23 protein-coding genes and 1 pseudogene are annotated in these 17,111 nt (G+C 40.3%); 3 read left to right on the forward strand and 21 right to left on the reverse strand.

Going from position 1 to position 17,111, the window contains the following annotated elements; genetic code table 11:
* Positions 1–35: 35 nt before the first annotated feature.
* The 15 genes and pseudogenes from BVI01S_RS04455 to BVI01S_RS04525 form a co-directional block, all read right to left on the reverse strand.
* Positions 36–521 carry a GNAT family N-acetyltransferase gene (locus BVI01S_RS04455; protein ID WP_061809482.1) on the reverse strand — a complete coding sequence of 162 codons (486 nt, stop codon included), beginning with the start codon at positions 519–521 and terminating at the stop codon, positions 36–38.
* Between the two features lie 47 nt (positions 522–568).
* A complete protein-coding gene (locus BVI01S_RS04460) occupies positions 569–835 on the reverse strand; it encodes a hypothetical protein (RefSeq protein ID WP_061809396.1) in 267 nt (88 codons plus the stop codon).
* 35 nt (positions 836–870) lie between these two features.
* Positions 871–1,155 (reverse strand): TIGR04104 family putative zinc finger protein, encoded by a 285-nt coding sequence (locus tag BVI01S_RS04465; protein ID WP_244886871.1) that lies wholly within the window; start codon positions 1,153–1,155, stop codon positions 871–873.
* Between the two features lie 75 nt (positions 1,156–1,230).
* The gene (locus BVI01S_RS04470; protein ID WP_061809398.1) at positions 1,231–1,575 is read right to left on the reverse strand and encodes a helix-turn-helix domain-containing protein; all 345 of its coding nucleotides are present in this window, start codon (positions 1,573–1,575) and stop codon (positions 1,231–1,233) included.
* A gap of 102 nt (positions 1,576–1,677) precedes the next feature.
* A pseudogene (locus BVI01S_RS23305) lies at positions 1,678–2,357 on the reverse strand (phosphopantothenoylcysteine decarboxylase domain-containing protein).
* A gap of 101 nt (positions 2,358–2,458) precedes the next feature.
* Positions 2,459–2,734 (reverse strand): YesK family protein, encoded by a 276-nt coding sequence (locus BVI01S_RS04480; protein ID WP_061809399.1) that lies wholly within the window; start codon positions 2,732–2,734, stop codon positions 2,459–2,461.
* 81 nt (positions 2,735–2,815) lie between these two features.
* Positions 2,816–3,643, reverse strand: coding sequence for a GNAT family N-acetyltransferase (locus BVI01S_RS04485; RefSeq protein ID WP_061809400.1), 828 nt, complete (start codon positions 3,641–3,643; stop codon positions 2,816–2,818).
* 6 nt (positions 3,644–3,649) lie between these two features.
* On the reverse strand, positions 3,650–4,201 hold the full coding sequence (locus BVI01S_RS04490) for a DinB family protein (RefSeq protein ID WP_061809401.1): 552 nt from the start codon (positions 4,199–4,201) through the stop codon (positions 3,650–3,652).
* Positions 4,202–4,256: 55 nt separating this feature from the next.
* Positions 4,257–5,174, reverse strand: coding sequence for a GNAT family N-acetyltransferase (locus tag BVI01S_RS04495; RefSeq protein ID WP_061809402.1), 918 nt, complete (start codon positions 5,172–5,174; stop codon positions 4,257–4,259).
* A 59-nt stretch (positions 5,175–5,233) separates the two neighbouring features.
* Positions 5,234–6,136 (reverse strand): GNAT family N-acetyltransferase, encoded by a 903-nt coding sequence (locus BVI01S_RS04500; RefSeq protein WP_061809403.1) that lies wholly within the window; start codon positions 6,134–6,136, stop codon positions 5,234–5,236.
* Between the two features lie 35 nt (positions 6,137–6,171).
* Positions 6,172–6,459 carry a hypothetical protein gene (locus tag BVI01S_RS04505; RefSeq protein ID WP_174523014.1) on the reverse strand — a complete coding sequence of 96 codons (288 nt, stop codon included), beginning with the start codon at positions 6,457–6,459 and terminating at the stop codon, positions 6,172–6,174.
* A gap of 12 nt (positions 6,460–6,471) precedes the next feature.
* Positions 6,472–7,326, reverse strand: a complete 855-nt coding sequence (locus tag BVI01S_RS04510) for a DUF2785 domain-containing protein (protein WP_082804664.1) — start codon at positions 7,324–7,326, stop codon at positions 6,472–6,474.
* A gap of 326 nt (positions 7,327–7,652) precedes the next feature.
* Entirely contained in the window at positions 7,653–8,078 is a 426-nt protein-coding gene (locus BVI01S_RS04515) for an NUDIX hydrolase (protein WP_061809404.1), read from the reverse strand.
* Between the two features lie 96 nt (positions 8,079–8,174).
* Positions 8,175–9,482 (reverse strand): hypothetical protein, encoded by a 1,308-nt coding sequence (locus BVI01S_RS04520; protein WP_156477299.1) that lies wholly within the window; start codon positions 9,480–9,482, stop codon positions 8,175–8,177.
* A 115-nt stretch (positions 9,483–9,597) separates the two neighbouring features.
* Positions 9,598–10,209 (reverse strand): CGNR zinc finger domain-containing protein, encoded by a 612-nt coding sequence (locus BVI01S_RS04525; protein WP_061809406.1) that lies wholly within the window; start codon positions 10,207–10,209, stop codon positions 9,598–9,600.
* 117 nt (positions 10,210–10,326) lie between these two features.
* On the opposite strand from BVI01S_RS04525, the gene BVI01S_RS04530 reads away from it, so the two are divergent.
* Positions 10,327–10,803, forward strand: coding sequence for a hypothetical protein (locus BVI01S_RS04530; protein WP_244886867.1), 477 nt, complete (start codon positions 10,327–10,329; stop codon positions 10,801–10,803).
* Positions 10,804–11,329: 526 nt separating this feature from the next.
* On the opposite strand, the gene BVI01S_RS04535 is transcribed toward BVI01S_RS04530, so the two are convergent.
* Entirely contained in the window at positions 11,330–11,761 is a 432-nt protein-coding gene (locus BVI01S_RS04535; protein WP_061809408.1) for a hypothetical protein, read from the reverse strand.
* Between the two features lie 299 nt (positions 11,762–12,060).
* Here BVI01S_RS04535 and BVI01S_RS04540 point away from each other — a divergent pair, with 299 nt between their 5' ends.
* Entirely contained in the window at positions 12,061–12,930 is an 870-nt protein-coding gene (locus BVI01S_RS04540) for a DMT family transporter (protein WP_061809409.1), read from the forward strand.
* 123 nt (positions 12,931–13,053) lie between these two features.
* On the opposite strand, the gene BVI01S_RS04545 is transcribed toward BVI01S_RS04540, so the two are convergent.
* From BVI01S_RS04545 to BVI01S_RS04555, 3 genes are read right to left on the reverse strand one after another with little or no spacing between them, the layout of a single operon-like run.
* On the reverse strand, positions 13,054–13,593 hold the full coding sequence (locus BVI01S_RS04545) for a GNAT family N-acetyltransferase (RefSeq protein ID WP_061809410.1): 540 nt from the start codon (positions 13,591–13,593) through the stop codon (positions 13,054–13,056).
* Between the two features lie 23 nt (positions 13,594–13,616).
* On the reverse strand, positions 13,617–14,348 hold the full coding sequence (locus BVI01S_RS04550) for a GNAT family N-acetyltransferase (protein WP_061809411.1): 732 nt from the start codon (positions 14,346–14,348) through the stop codon (positions 13,617–13,619).
* 44 nt (positions 14,349–14,392) lie between these two features.
* Entirely contained in the window at positions 14,393–15,016 is a 624-nt protein-coding gene (locus tag BVI01S_RS04555) for a class I SAM-dependent methyltransferase (protein WP_061809412.1), read from the reverse strand.
* Between the two features lie 113 nt (positions 15,017–15,129).
* Between BVI01S_RS04555 and BVI01S_RS04560 the strand changes: the two genes are divergently transcribed.
* Positions 15,130–15,492: a hypothetical protein gene (locus BVI01S_RS04560; RefSeq protein WP_061809413.1), complete on the forward strand. Its 363-nt coding sequence runs from the start codon at positions 15,130–15,132 to the stop codon at positions 15,490–15,492.
* 35 nt (positions 15,493–15,527) lie between these two features.
* Here BVI01S_RS04560 and BVI01S_RS04565 read toward each other — a convergent pair whose 3' ends face one another.
* Positions 15,528–16,583, reverse strand: a complete 1,056-nt coding sequence (locus tag BVI01S_RS04565) for a serine hydrolase domain-containing protein (protein ID WP_082804665.1) — start codon at positions 16,581–16,583, stop codon at positions 15,528–15,530.
* Between the two features lie 10 nt (positions 16,584–16,593).
* Positions 16,594–17,016: a FosM family fosfomycin resistance protein gene (fosM, locus tag BVI01S_RS04570; RefSeq protein ID WP_061809414.1), complete on the reverse strand. Its 423-nt coding sequence runs from the start codon at positions 17,014–17,016 to the stop codon at positions 16,594–16,596.
* Positions 17,017–17,111 lie beyond the last annotated feature (95 nt).

Genomic DNA, 17,111 nt, shown 5'->3' on the forward strand with positions numbered 1-17,111 from the left:
TCCTTGTAGGTTACTTACTCTAATGAACTTGTCTTTTAAATTGCCCCATGGCTAACAACTTTTTTATAAAAGATGAGAGTTGCATTTTCGTTTAATTTCTTACGGATTCCCGTTTGGTTATAACCCATTTTCTCATAAAGGTGACAGTTTCTCTTTTCTTCTAATAGTGTAGCTAATTCCCAGGTTTGTGCCCGGGGGAACATTTCTTCCACTAAGAGGATCGTCTTCTGTGCGATTCCCCTCCCTTGATAAGAAGGTAAAATAAACATTGGGCTAATCCTGAATTGCACATCGTCTTTCCAGTAAATACAAATAGCACCTACAAGTCTATCTTCCATCATAATCTTATAAAAACCGCCGTCAGGTCTAATGATTCTCTTCTTCACTTTTTCAATGTCCTCGTTCGCTGGATTGGTTTCATAATCTTTGTACCTATCCAATAGCGGCATAAATGATTTAACCTGAAGATCATAAATAGATGGTGCATCTTTTACTATTGCTTTTTCTAACCGTATCTCCATCATTACACCCATCCTTGGTTTTGTTTTACTATAATCGAACCGCTTACTTATGTGAGGAATGTAATAAGAACATTCCAAATGAAAAACAATGCCGGTAAGGCACTGATGACTAATCCCAATCTCGCTGTTTTTTTAATAAAGGAGAGTACGGAACCAATAATCCATACTGCTAAAACGAAAAGAAATTCAGCGTATACAAATGTATCACCTGTATAATTCTCACCCAATCCCCCACTTGCGATAAAAAGAGTAACCGGTACAGTGATCATTCCTGTAATAACAAGGTGAATGATTCTATATGTTTTAAGATTCATAGTATCACTCCTCTATATTCTTAACTAAACCTTTCTTAATAAATGGTATGATCAAGTTTGAACCTCACTACCAATGGACTCAGCAGGGAGCCGATAAGTAGTAATAGCATACCAATTCCAAGATTCAATAAAATGCTTTGAAAAGGAGTAAGGAACAGGATAAAGAGTGTCGCCGGTAAATACAACAGACTAAGCATGAACCTCCCCTTCATCGTAATCAAGTGCTCTTGATGGCATACATGACATCTGAACGGTTTTATGATTGGGCCCCACAAATACCGGTAGACCTTTTTCCATTTGAATTGGGTATGACAGTTCATGCAGTGCTGCAAAATCTCATTCCCCCTAAAAAAAAATGTGAACAGCTTAAGGTCATTGAAATAACCTTATACCGATCACTGAAAGGTTTTACCTTCCGTCTCCTCTAACCATCGATCGATCGCTTTAACAGGAAAGTAATATTCATATCCCATTTTTATGTATGGAATTTCACTAATAACAACATCATCTTGTTTTCTGGGATATATTAATTCTAATTGCTCGTCGCTTATGCCTAAATAATTTGTTAATTCCGTAGAACTCATCAATTGATGTTCCTGTGTTGAATTCATATTGACCGTAAATTGTTCATCCGCATTTTGAGAGTCGCTGGTTTGTATAGCATTCGAAATCATCCATGCACCAGCTAAAATACATACTCCTAAAATGATAAGTGAAATATTGGTTGATAGTTGTTTCATCGTATCCGCCTTTCAGTGGAAAATCACCTGCCACAAATACCCATTATTTCAAACCTTTTCACTTCTGGCAATATTCATTTTCTTTTGAATATAACTTATTATTTATTTTACACGACCTGCAAGCAACCCCATTAACCCCTCTGCTGTACTTTTTTTACTCATGTACTTTTGGGGAGAGTGAAGCTTTGAAACAATAAAATGCTCGGCATTTTCACCATAGAGAGACGCCGTTTTATTCGCAACCATGAATTCTGCCTCTGAAGAGTCCATTCGAAGGTTTGCCCTCTCGAATAAGTATTCCGCATCATCTGTATGCTCTAATTTGAACCCTACAAGTAAGACGTTCGGATTCCATTTCTTTATTTCTGATAATACTTTTGGAGCTTTTTTAAAATGAATGATTGGGGTTCATCACTCGTCATTTTCCCTGTCTCCAAAATTGGATTCCCTCGTTGGTCCACCATTTTATCGACTATCCAATCTGATCCGGCAGCTGCCATGATCACGACATCAATAGGTTCAGATTGTACAATCGATTTGATTTTCTCACCTAGATCTTCTATCCCCTCAAATTGTATCAAGTGCATGCTTCCATGGTTTTCAGGAAGCTTTGCAAAATAGCCATGTAAGTAAATGACCTCTGCTTCCTGTCTGAATGCTTCTTCCGCTAGGTAACACCCCATCGTCCCTTTTGCTAAATTAGTATGTCCCCTTACCGTATCCCATTTCTCTATCGTACCTCCGCTTGTTATGAGGATCTTTTTACCTTTTAATAAACTCATACATTCACCTACTATTTTCTTTTCACATTCATATGTAATTGAACTGATAAACTGACCTTTTATTTAGGGATGATGCTTGTAGATTTAGCCCTATCTATTAATTAGTACTTAATCTTCCTATAGACCCCCACTCCCAGGTAATATAAGAGACCAATCCCCATAATGGTCACCCCATAGACCATAAATCCTAATCCTTCAAATCCTCGGATAAAGACGATACCAATTACAAAGGATATGTAACCTATAGTGGATATGGTTAAAGGAATGATGAACCCTCTTTTACTTTTCACGCTGAAGAAATGAATCGAACTTAAAATCAATATTGCTGTCAACACTGATACTGCAATCACTGCATCCCCATAGTACTGCCACCACATGGAAAGCTCCTCCTTTCGTTATATCTTTCGATCAAGAAAAGATTGGGTCACATATATTCCTCTTTCAATTAATGAAGAAGATCATTCAAACGGCACACAATACCAACTATAATTAAGCTTATTCCGAAACCCTATATTCTCTGCAACTGAAACAGAAGGAAGATTGATCTCCATACAATCCCAATAAGGTGTAATCTCATTCTCAAAACAGTCTTGAACAAAAGCATGAGTTACTTTCTGTGCAAGCTTTTTCCCTTGATGATGTGGTAGCGTCTCAATGTCAATGCCGTGCACATTTCCAGCTACAACTCCTGAGAAACAAACGCTTACAATTTCATTTTGATAAACCACCATATTCCCGAGACCATACTGTAGGAACTTATCAAACGATGGCCAAAACTCTAATACCTTTAATTGTAAGAATTCAATGTTTCGATTTGTTTCGAAACCCTTGTTTTCCAATACACTTTTGGTTATTTTAACCGTTTCATATCCTTGTTCTAAACGAGGTTCATGCTGGAGATAATGATCCTTTTGTAATTCATACACTTTTTGATTGTAGCCTTTCAGGTTTTCACCAAATACGCTTTTAATCGTCTTATTCCACTTTGGCTGATCTCCTATCGCTTCGAAACCTGTTAAATCCATTTTTTTGGCGTCTGGTTTGATGATTCTATTGAAATGATGGTTCAGCTGGCTATTAAAGCCTGCGTTTTCTTCGTTTCCAATAAAAATAAAACCATTATTACTCCCCAGCCATATAAATCCTGAAGTAGGAGACAAAAGATCATCGACAAATATGCGGTCGGAATGCATACCTTCAATGGCCGCTTTGGATTCCAATAGTCCCCCATGTACCAATAATGCTTTGCATCTATAAAATTCAGACTGTTCAAGCTCTGAAATCACTGGGTTTCATCCTTTCAAATCATTATCACTATTTGTCAATGCATCCCTCAGATATCGATCCTTAATCAACCTTCGATGATGGATTTCATGTCCCGCAATAATGTAAGCAATCGCAAGAGCCGTCACCTCGGAGCCGTTTGCGTTTCCACGTTGGCGCATCGCTTCTTCATCCAGGCTACTTAAAAGGAGAATAGTGTGTTGGCGGACAAGTGCTTGATGATGTAAAAGATCAGATAGTGAAAAACGATTGAACTGCCCTCTTTTCACATAATCATCATCGGTATATCCAGGCAGCATCCCCTTTTCTCCCCTGGCAATACTGAGAAGGCGGTAGCACATGATTCGCTCCGTGTCGGTTATGTGGCCTATGACTTCCTTGATCGTCCATTTGCCCGGAGCATACTGGTATTCTGCCGTTTCCTCACTTAAGTCTTTCAACAATTCCTTGGTTTCCTTTTGTTGATCATCAAGAATCTGGAGCAATTCTCCGTCGGGTACATTGTTTACATATTCCTTATAATACGGTGGGTATTCGTTTGTTTCTGGTTTACTTATCATCGCTTCCACCCCTTCTATATGTCATTCACTTACAGTTATAACATTGTCTTATCGCTTATAAGTCCTTTCCAAACTCCAGATGAATGGAGAACATTCGATAGCCTAATGACTCGTATAAGGATATTGCCCTTCCGTTATCTCCGAATACACCCAGAGTGGCTTCACTCTTCCCATTATCTTTAAGGAACAATAAAGCTTTCGTAATGACGGCTTTGGCGATTCCTTTTCTTCTCCATTCAGGTAATACAAAAATATTTTCCGTCGCACTTCGTTCCTCTCCAAGCCCCCAGGTCATGACGCTTCCAACCACTTCATTTCCATTAAAAACGGTAAACGTATCCCACTCTCCCCCGTTTTTGGTCCACCTTAGATGATTCAGACTCCAAGACACCCCATAAAGATCTCCTTTTGCTTCTGCTGCGAGATACTGTTCCTCTTCAGCTTGCGTCTCCATTTCCCACCTTTTGATCACCAGATTCCCTGGAAGAGAATATTCCTCGATGTCCTCTCTTAAATCCCGTTTCATTAGTAGATGGGTCCTATGAGTACCAAAACCTTTCGAAAGATAGAAATCGATTTCTTCCAGATCATCTGATGAAATGGTGTGCGTCACTCTTACTTTTTTGTCAGGATACCCTGCTCTCAGTTCCCTCCCTCTATTTAAAAGACATTTCAGCAATTCACCATTCACATTTTCAGGAGGCGGCGATTCTTCGTTCAAAGAAATGTCTATATTCAATTGGTACACAAAATCAGAAGGCTGATTTGAATGTTCGATCTCTGACCATGTTTGATCTGGAACTATATGTCCAACGCCAACTATGTGATCATTAGAATCAACAGCACAGAAGACATTTTGCTGTTCATAATCACGGTTGTACCGATAGGCAAGCATGGCGGTAACATCAAATGCAGCAATCTGATTGGCATCGTGATCTTGGTAATTTCGTATCGTGTATTGAGTCGTTGTCATAAATGGATACATCCCTCTCTCATTTTTTTCAGGCAGAATGAGCAAGTACTTTCAAAGGATTAATACTCTAGATACATATCAATGATCGTTTTACTTCTAAGAAATCCAAGATCTTCATATAGCTTAATCGCTGCATTATCCTTAATGACAGATAAGCGAGTGGCCGGGTATCCTTCACTCGAAGAATGGATCGAATGGGTCAACAAGTATCGTCCAATCCCACGTTGTTGATGATCAGGGTCCACGACTAAACTCATGATAAGCGGATAAGCTTCAAATTCCATGTGCAGACAGACACCCACAATGTTGTTCGAATGAGTATCGACCACAACCCTCGAACACTCATCCATGATTTTATTATGTTTGTGTACATCAATGAATTCATTTACGTGGTGGAGATAATCCTCTTTTGTTCCGATTTGCTTATAGGCCGGATTGGTCCTATTGGCTTTCATAAGTAAACATGCGATATCCTCAGCATCTTCACTTGCTACAGCACTGGAGCTATACCCTTCAGGAAGAATGGCCATCACCGGCTCCGTCGGACGAATCATCCATACATTCACTTCCTGAGTCTTGCATCCAAGTTGTTCATACGTTGCAATATGTTCCTCTACCACTTCTCTTACAATGATCTTTTCTTCAGTCGCAGATATTTTTTTCACATAGTTTAATAGCTTGCTGGCCAAGCCTTCGTAGTCCTTATAGGGCGGTACTACAAATAAATCCGAGATGAAATTAGGTTTCAGAAGTACACCGCCAATGATCATTTCGCCTTCCATGATGAAATATCCGCAGTCAAAAATGGTTGCCACTTCCACTAACGTCTCCGGGGACCTTCTAAAATAGGAATCTGCATATTTTTGTCCATGGTAAATGGAGTAATAGCGGGTGTATTCTTTGGGTTCTTGATAAACCAACCTTAATCCGTCTTCAATCTTGATAGGTTCATGCTTATTCATATTTTTTCCCCTTTGTTTGAACAAAGCACTTCGCTCTAAGATCTTTTAAATAGATCCCTTTGCTTCATATACTCGATTGCCTTGGTTTTATTCTTTTGTTTAGAAACATATTCTGCTTCGTTTTTATCTTTATAAAAGGCGTTAAATCTTTTTTCTGAAAGCGTACCTTCCTCGATGGCTCTTTGAACCGCACAGTCTTCCTCGGTTATATGAGTGCAGTTCGAATACTTACAACCCCGGGATAATTCTAGAATATCTTCATATCCCTCTTCTGCTTTGAATTCCGAATCAACGAATGCTCGCACCATTTTATTCTTTTTCATCCCCTGCCTCCTCTACAATTCAGATAAGCACAACTCAATATCCCTACGAAGAGAAATCAACTCTTCACGGGAACTTATCTTTACGTAAAAGCTTTTTAAAAATGTTTTACAGTTCGCTTCTAAAAACCAATAATTCTCTTCATCTACTTGTTCTTTCCGACGTTTCAGTTCGGCTGGTATTGCTTTTAATAAGTGTTCTATTTCCACGATGTCCAATCCCTTTTCTAGCATGGCAAGTATAGGTGTAATCATTCTCTCGTCTTCACCATGAACATAGACACTCTCAGATATAAGGATTTTCTCCCAAAGTGTCGGCAATATGTCTAAAAAATCTTTCTGTTCGATTTTTTTATTGAGTATTAATTCGTCAAACGCATCTGCCACATGGGCTATACTATGTGCCCAGCCTTTCACAGGTACGAAGCCCCTCAGGTCATTTTCAGAGTTGATGTAGTTGATTAAGTGATCTTTGGTTTTATACACAGTGTCCCGGGAGAGAAAATCATCCTTATTATCCTTGTATAAAATAACGGCGATGACAAGTGAACTAAACGCCCTTGTAAAGACGGTATCCGTGCCATTTTCACCTATTCCCTTGAATAACATGTCGTCACTTAAACTGTAATCCAATAGCTCACTCAATAATTCATGCTCCAACTGGTTGTCTATGGCTAAGTGAAAAAAGGTGCTGTAGATCAACTTGTCCCTAAGCTCACTATCCGTAGAGCCGATGAAATGCATCATGGACTTTACAAGACCAACATGATTCTTTACGTCCCATGGTTTATCTCCGCTCTTATATTCTTGTAAGTATCTTTTCAGTTCCTGTTCTTCCATTACCAACTCTGTTGATCGAAAATCCACCATCTACTATTCCTCCTATTGATCTTCATTCAATTGCTCTTTTCCGAATAAAAAAGAGACTATCAAGATACGATAGTCCCCACTCACTAATAAGATTAAAAAATCTCAGGCTTTAACAATATGCGATAAGAAGGTTTTGACATCGTAAATGTAGTTGTTCTTGTATGAAGTTTCTTTGAACGCACGATTTCCAACCTCCTTCATTAATCAATTTCATATCCTATTTAATTATAACAAACTGGTTTTTTTTAGCAATTAGAGATTTGAATTTTCAAAAAAAGGACTTACCCTGTTTTGGATAAGCCCACTGCAATGATATGATTCATTTCTTATTCATCAAAAACCAGATTCAAATAGTCAGCGTGACCTCTTATTAGTTCGACTTCTTCATCGGATGAGATCCAAAAGAATTGAAAGGTAAGTCCGTCTTCTTCTCCTCCACCTGTTGGGTTGTACTCCCACGCATCAGCCTTTTCATTACAAACGATCTTATAAAAATACCTATTGTGCATAGCGCCGTCATCATTTCTCCAAAAGTCAGCTGATATCAATTTTTCCACTTCAAATTTTTGAATTCCAGTTTCCTCCTTAACTTCTCTAATTACAGCGCTATACGTGTCTTCCTCTTCTTTTACTGTCCCTTTAGGTATTTGGATACCAGCTTCAGGAATATCCTTGTGTTGAAATACCAGTACTTGTAGCCTTCCATCTCTTACTCTAGTGACGTAGGCGTATGCTTTTTTTATTGGGGGCATCGGTTCACGCTCCAGTGATTTTTCCCTTTACTATATTGCGAAACAATTCACATCATTAGTAAATTGATTAGTTTTGATAATTAAAGATGGACTGCACTACTTGATAACCACATTCTCAACCAACGCTACCCCGCCTTGCCCCATCTTGTATCTGTCCCGGGGAATGCGTGCAGTCACCATGACACTAAGGTATTTTTCCTGGCTGAGCTTCTCATAGATATGCCGATATTTCTGTCGGTCAAGGTAGAGCGTCCATCCTTCCAGCGCCCGGGGATAATCGACATACTGTTCACCGTAATGATCTTCGACGATATCAATCCGGAAATGGGTGTCCTGCAGATCTTCATACTCTCCGCTGGCAGTGGCATATGGGTCCATCTCCGCCGTTCCTTCTACAAAGAATGGTTCTTCTATATAGGAAATCGGATCATACAATACTTCCCTTCCGATAACTGATAATCCGTTTTCCTCCAAATAGGACTGACCCTCCATCGATGTATCGGCATAGCGTTCCAACGGCTCAAATTCCACATCCTGTCCGACGGCATTTGTTCCAGCATATTCGGTAAAGCGATCATCCTCCACCATCGCGGTGACATTGACATGGACCATCCCACCAAGTACCTGTTCATACAATTCCTTGTACTTCATCCTGTCAAAGACGATCCTCCACAGCTGCTCCTCACTGTTTACCGTGTCCCGCACACTTAATACGAAATGGGTAGGTTCCAGGTCCTTGTATGCGCCGGCATAGCGATAGGTCACGAGTTGCGCGTTCCCACTGAGGGCGAATGGCCGATCAGACATTCCCTTTAAGTCGTACAGGATATCCTTTGCTGTGAGCTCCACGGAATGCTTCTTCATATAGTCAGCCAGTTCGTCATCAAGTGGCTGTTCTTCTACACCGCTTTGTTTAAACAATATTTCCTCAACGATTGAAAGGTGACCCTGCCCCGTTTCGAAATATTCCTTCGGGATGGAAACGGTCGCATACACATCAACCGGTCCTTTCTTTAACGCCTTAAACAGATCCGGGTACTCTTCCCTTGGTAAATAAACATACCAATCCAATTCATCTTTCTTCATAATCTTGATCACAAAATGACTTCCTTCCAACTCATTGAAGCCATAATTATAATACCTGCCGAGCTGTGCCTTCCCTTCCAGCGCAATTAATTGATTCGTGAATGTTTCTTCCACCCTGTAAGGAATGTCAGTCCCCTTTAACGAGACCTCATGATCTTTCATGAACTCATCGAAAGTGTAACCCGCTTTAAGATTTCCTATTGTCTTTGTTTCTGTTGAAGGAGTTTTTTCTACTTCATTAGAAGATTTTTCTCCCTGTTCAGCGGCATTACACCCTGACAAGAGCAAGATGACCATTATGATACATAGTCGTTTCAATTACATTCGTCCTTTCAATTTTTGAACTTCCTATTGAAAAAAATACGTCAATCTTTCTGACATGCTTATCCTATTAGGTTGATGACAGAATAATGAGGAAAGTGACCGAGTATCGTCACTTTCCTTTTTGATAAAACCTCCGCACCTTCGCACGATTCCCGCAATCCGCCATGGAACACCAGCGGCGACTTTTATTTCGGCTGGTATCGAAAAATAACCATCCGCAAGGGTCTCCCTCACATTGCTTGACCCGCTCCAATTCTTTTTTTGAAATGAGTAAATCGACAGCTGATTGGAGAATCGGAGGCAGCATAGGGTCCAGGTTTTTTTCTGTTTGTTTGAATCTCAAAGTGAATTGATCTTCGTCTTTGGTGACTTGTAGTAATTGATAATAGTGGCTCACTGATTGATTGAAGCGTCCCAGATCCTGCTCGTTGGGCGGGGTTTTCATTGAAATGTTCTTGAACATACGGTACATGACTTCACGCAGTTCGATCGCCTGCTTCAGGACATCTTCTGCTTTTGAGGGGTTTTCCTCTGCTTCACTAAGAAGATCTTGTGCCTGTTGAATTGTCAACACTTCAGCATGTAGGGACCAGTCGACCAATTTGGTGTAACTCGTAAACCAGTCCCGCCTTTTCTCCGTACTTTCCCGCCAGCTGACGGTATTGATGAAATCCATACATAGTCGTTCTCCGACCATCATATAAGGGTTTGTTTCTGACATAATCATGACTCCTTTACTCTAACCATCATAATACACATTGACAGTTAGAAACAACCGGAGTAAACTTATAACCAGCTAAATTGTTTTAGATGGTTAAATACAATTTCAGGAGGTACTATGATGGAGAATCCAATGTTGGCAGCTGTTAAGACCTTGTTGAAGGAAACATTTGAAGGGCCTGAAGGAAACGGAAGCTGGTACACAGAATCGAAGCCTGGAAGTGGTTTATTTGGGACGTTAGAAGGATTATCGGCAGAAGACGCTTCGATACCGGTCAACGGCACGACCATCGCCGCCCAAACCGATCATACCCGCTATTATCTATGGGTTGCGAGATCCTACTTGAATGGAGAAGAACCCGACAAGGACTGGGAAGCATCCTGGAAAATCACAAGTGTAGACACCAATACCTGGACACACTTCACCTCTGAAATTCACCAAGAATACACCACACTGCTTACAACAATTGATTCACTTGACTCCTTAGATGAACAAAACGTAACAGGAATGCTTGGGGCAATCGCCCACTCCGCCTACCATCTCGGATCGATACGACAAATGATCAAAGAGATTAAAGTTCCAAGTCAGCCGTAAAGTTGAAAAGAGCTTCCGGCATCATTAAAAAAGAAGAACCCGTCGTATTTGACGAGTTTCATAATGTTAAGAATACTTAATAAGCGGAATTTTTCCGGTTACCTTTAAGTTGGAACCTGTTTTCGGGTTAAATAAGCGGAGTTTTTCCGCTTACGCCCAGAAAAAGCGCCTATCATTGGGACTATTGGAGGAAATAGGCGGAATTTTTCCGTCTATTTCAATCTTTTTTAATAGAAATCTCTAATTAAGCGGAATTATTCCGTCTATTTATCAGCCAGTTCTTAAACTCCACCTGACCACCCAACCGACATAAGTCTATAAAATAATGATATGGGAAACCAGCACATTCTAAATGGGCTGGTTTTTCTATAGATTAGTAACTTTGCTTCATCCACCCAGCGTCTGTTAAAAAGTCATCTCTAGTCAGTTTTTGACCGCCAATATACTCCCTATCCTGGGATCCCCCCTATTCTTTAATAAGTGACAAAACAAGTAAATGCCTTTCTGCTTTTTGGACACATTTTTATTACGAAGCATCCAATTCCTGCAATGCCTCAAGCAATCTATTCTGCATCTTTTCATCATCACTTATATAAAACACCAGAATATTATTAAATTGGTATGCTCTATGTTCAACTACTTCTGCTGTTGCTGTATTCTCTTCAAACCGTTGAAATCCTTTTTCTCTATCACTTGCAGAAGAAAAAACATAAACCGATAATGTATGTCCCTTTACATTATATACTTCGGGAGTAATTCCGTTTAATTCTTGTATAAAGACGTTCTCACTTTGCAAATCAGTCTCTTTATCCAATTCAATCCCTTGGTCCGTTATGATCGTTTCTACTTCTTCCAACGTAAAGTTCTTCCCTTCAGTCGGGTTTTCTTCTGTTTCTTGTTGACTACAAGCCCCCATAATCGATATGACCAGTATCAAAAACAATAGTTTTCTAATCACGTATCCCCCCTACAAAATTAACTTCACTTCCTTAATATTTGCTTGTCGCATCCTCAATTCTTCTACTAACCTGCTTTTCTTAAGCTTCTTTTAAAACTTATTAAGATAACTTCTACATTCCCCTGCCGCTACTATGTACCCGTGCCTCTTGTAACCCTTTATATTCGTTTCATTTTACCCATTTTTTAGAAATTATCCTTTCATTGGTTTAGGTAAGGCAGTTTAAAGGAATCACCGTTAACAACTTTATCAATCCTGCTTAAGTTTTACGTATCAAATTTATCGTTAGGAGGCACACGATGAAATTTACGGGTATAGGTTTAGTCATTCTTGCCGCTATATGTTGGGGGATTAGTGGAGGGATTGCTGATATTTTAATGACTAAGGGCTGGGATCCCCTTGTGATTTCAATATACCGAGGGGCTGTTGGGTTTATCTGTTTTTTCGTGTGGTTTCTCCTTCGCTTTAGACAAAATCGGGGTATCTCTCCACGTAATTGGATATGGTCTCTTTTAGCGGGTGTGGGCGTTGCTGGTAACTTCACATTTTATTTTCTAAGTATCCAAGCCTCGAGTATTGCCATTGCCGCTACTTTAATGTATACCGCACCTGTATTCGTCCTATTAATCTCCTTTTTATTACGAATGGAGCATTCAACTTGGTTTAAATGGGGTTGTATTACTGGTGTTCTTTTCGGAATTATCCTGCTTACAGGTGCCTATAATACTGAATCGATTTCAGTGAGTTTGTTAGGAATGGCTGCCGGGCTTGCTGCTGGCCTTTCCTATGCTTTATTTATATTCGGGTTTAAGAATGCGTCTTCTCATGGAAACCCACCTACCACGTTAACCATTTCATTTTTTTCATTTTGTCTCATCCTTTTTTTCTTTACGGACAAAGGGGAGTCAGGAGCTGTACTGGCGTCTAAGGATTTAGGGCTATTTTTACTATTAGGGATTCTGGGTGCTGGACTGTCCTTTTTAGTGTATGTAATTGGAATTCGAAAGACTACTCCGGCAAATGCTTCGATGGTCGCTATGGTAGAGCCGGTGACAGCATCATTATTTGGCGTTCTGGTAATCGGGGATAACTTGAACCTCATCCAAGTGTTGGGAATGGCGGTCATCCTGGTGACGATCACCGTACTTAGCGTGAAACAGTCCAACTGAGAAAGATTATTTCATCCAACTAATTAATAGAGAATTTTCCTGAAAAAACATTTAGTTTCCAAAGGAAAAGGGATGTGAATGTATAGCCCTTTTCCTTTGGTCTATCATTGAAGTATTTAAATACTAATGTCTCAACGCACAATAAATCGAATAATCCACTTCACCCGATATATTTTCCAGGCCATTTGTACACAATTCCAAAGCCATTAAATTCTCTTCGGAAGGTGGGAGGTTTTTCTCAGACGCATAGATTCCGAATGCAGTTGATGTCCTAAATCCAAAACGGTGATAGTATCGAGGGTCTCCTTCAACAACGATTCCTTTGAACCCCATTTCAGCAGCTAATGCGATTCCTTCCTCTAACATAAACGTGCCAACACCATGACGTTGTTTATTCATTGCCACTGAAACGGGGGACAACATCAAGATTTCATGTTCATGCCTATGACTAATGGGAAGTTTTGAAAGGATACAGTGACCGATAATGGCTTCTTCTTCCTCAACGACCAGATCAAGCTGTGGAATATAATAGGGGTTTTCCCGGATTTCCTTTACAAGGGCTCTTTCAATGACTCCATCTGAAAAAGTGGTGTTCCTGAATATCTCATAGACAAAGTCTTCAATAAAACGATATTCTTCTTTTTTAACGGGTCTTATGTTCATTCATACACCTCCAAAGGTAAGCTCTACACACTCAATCTAATGGCGATCGTCCTTCCAAAACACTTATATCCCAAAGACTGAGCAATGGAAACGGAGGGGGTATTTGATTCAAGGGTCTGATAGTGCATAGTTGCATCACTTGTTAGCCCTCGTTGTGTGAGGGCATTTACAATTGTCTTCGCATGGCCTTTACCTCTATAAGCAGGATGGGTAATAATCCCGACACTCAGAAAGCCTGATTCTCCTTTTATCCAGGAACCTGCTGCCACTACTTTCCCATGAAGGATCTGTAATAAGATTGGACTTTTCTCCTCATCAATGGAACTGTGCTGCCATTCGATTTCAGAGCATGAGTCACGCAATTCTTCCAGTAGCGTTCTATGGTGTTCACTCTTGTATTCAATCACGGATGAAGAGGATGTTTGAAGCAGTGAATCATCCTCTATATACCCTTGAAATGCCGGGCCGATGATATTGGCATGTTTGCCATCCAACGATTGACTCAGCCATTCAGCATCAAATACTACCGCAGGTCCTAGGTTCCTTACCGCTTTGCCCAGCACCGGTACGTATTTTAGTGGAGCGGATATGATACAGGAGATTCCATTGGAGAAAGTGTAAATACCGTTATATCCATCTAAACTCTTGGAATGCTGCAACACCTTCACATTAGGAACAATCAGGTCTGAGTAGTCACATCCAAGAAACTCAGTCCAATGAGCATACACTCGATCTATCATATCTTTCTGAACCATCTATTCTCCCCCCTTCTAGCCTTACTCAGTAAATTTGAGAAAACTCAGTTTCCTGAATAATTACTGTTCACTTCCTTCATACTGCTCGCGATAAACATCGAAGCATCCTTCTTCATGAACACACGCTTTCCATGATGAAATGTCTTAATTCCGGTAGAAGTAAATCCTACGGCAGAGAGTGTTTCTTTTAACTCTTCTTGAACAAATCCGTTATGTACCTTTGGGTGGCTGATTTCTTCGTTTTTGTCAAAGTCCACGATGATAAGCTTGCCTCCGTCATTGAGGATCGTGAACATTTCCTGTAAAATCTTTCGGGTATCAGGGATGTGAAGAAGAACAAGTGACATGAGGATAATGTCTGCTTTCACATCAGGGGTTCCCTGAGTAAAGTCGGAATGAAGGACATCAGCGTTGGGGATTGCTCTCTGGGTGATCTTTTCTTTTGCCACTTCTAACATCTGCTCCGATGAATCAATTAACAAAACCGATTCGACCATATCGGCAAGCTCCAAACCAACAAGCCCTGTACCGCTCCCATAATCAATCAAGGATTTAGTTTGACTGTCCTGCAGTTCTTTTTTCACTTCCTCCCCGACAATCTGAGCAAGTTCCTTTCGTTCTTCTGTATCGTATCGCTTGGCCATTTCTTCAAAGACGTTCTGCTCCATCGGTCACACTCCTATTAAAGGTTCTTTGTTGTCATTATATCAAAAGTCAGTAATGGGGATTCATTTTTGGTACACTACATATAGTCCAAAAAATGAGAAATGAGGTGATGGTTATGAAACAATTCAGATCGGAAGAACAGCAGCAGTCGATAGAAGCGTTTCAATCGATCATACGTAAATCGGAGAATGCTCTAGCCCGCATGAATCCAGGTACGCCGCAGACGAATCTTCTTGAAAAGAGATTAAACGCAGCCAGGATTGGCGAAGAAATTCTTCATGCACGATGGGAAGGAAAGGAGTTGGCTGTCAGCAAAGATGAATTAATGGCAGCAAAGGAGGTGCTGGAGGGCTTGCTGTTAATGCTGCCATCTTTTCTTGAGAAGACAAAGACCGGGAGTGGGCAGCGGACCTATATCGAGAGAAGGATAAAGGCATTTCAGACTGCTGTTTCCTATTTGGATAATGAGAGTAATTAATAGAGCTGGCTCGCCAGCTCATTATTTTCTCTCTCTTATTTCTTCACTTCATTCTTCACACACGCCATAACCGTATCCCCAAACGACCTTACGTCGGATAAGTAATCATAACCCTCCGGAGAGCCAAAACTATTAAACATACGAACTGCCACAATGTCCTCTTCTGGAATGACTAATAGGGTCACATTGGTAAATCCAAGTATTTGGTAGGAACCTTTAGGGACTTGATCACCTATCTCTGTCTTTTTGGCGGATAAACCTTTGACGAACCATAAGAAACCATTTTGAGGTAAGTCCTTATGAAGGGTGGATGGACTCTGAAGAGAGGTGGCGACCTCAATGATTTCTCTTGGAACTTTTTGCTTTCCATTCACTTTTCCTTTCTTCAAATGAAGGTATCCCCAGTATGCGAGCTCCCTGGTCGAGACATACATGTTCATTTTGTCCCCTTCAGTGCTTTCACTCGTTTGCCAGTCTTTATCCCCTTCATAACGCAACATGACATCAACCAGCCTTTCGTGCTTCTGTGAATACCAATCGGATTCAGTAAACCCTAAAGGGGTAAAGGCACTTTCATGAATGATGGCAGCAACTGATTTACCAGTTGTTCGTTTAACAATTCGGGTTAGAGCCTCGATCCCAATTTGCTTATAAGACCAGCTTGAGCCTGGAGTAAGCTCCCGAACGTCTTCATTCGACTCTTGTGTTAATCCATGGGTATGAGTAAGTAAATGTCTTATCGTTGTACCTTTCCAGACGTTCTCAGCAAGTTCAGGCAAATAGGATAAAACCGGATCATCTATGCTGTTGATGTATCCGTAGTACAAAGCATACGAAACTGCAAAACCGATATAACTCTTCCTAACTGAAGCCACATGAAACTGAGTATCAGCCTGAACCGTTCTAGCGTCTTCTTTCCCTGACTGCTTCCCTATGTACCGCTCTAACACAATGGAATCTTGATGAATGATAAGAGTGGAGGCTCCTGAACAGATGACATTATTAAACGTTGATTTTACGTGGTCAACTACTGGTGTGAAAATTGGATTGTCTTTGTGGTCAAGGATCAATTCGTGTTTAATCAGTGGCATACCTTCACTCCTACTCATAAAATTCCATATAAGGTTTAGCTTCCTTATAATAATCGATTCGATCGTGTAACGTGCCACTATGAAACTCAAATTTGTGACCATCAGGATCTGTGAAATATATTGATTTCTTATCAAGCCTGTCTCTCTTTCGACCTGGCAGAATGTTTACCTTCAAATTCGTTAACTCTTTATACGCCTGCTCAAAATCTTTTTCTTCAATCGAAAAGGCTATGTGAGTATAAGATTGTGAGATTTCATTCCTAGGGATATCCTTTTCCTCATTCAAGGCAAGCCAGTGGCCATGAAGATCAAAGTAGGCTGTGGTTTTCCCTTTCACGAGTAATTTTGCATTGAACACTTGCTTGTAAAAGCGGATGGAGCGTTCCAAGTCAGAAACAGAGAAGAGAAAATGATTTAGTCCTTTAATATTCATGTAGTTCACCTTAATCCCTATTTTTATAAATCTTTCATTCAGCTTAATATACCAATTATTTCAAATTAGAGCCGCTTGCTCAAGAGAAATGTAAT

This window comes from Rossellomorea vietnamensis NBRC 101237 (genome assembly GCF_001591825.1).
GTDB classification, from domain to species: domain Bacteria; phylum Bacillota; class Bacilli; order Bacillales; family Bacillaceae_B; genus Rossellomorea; species Rossellomorea vietnamensis.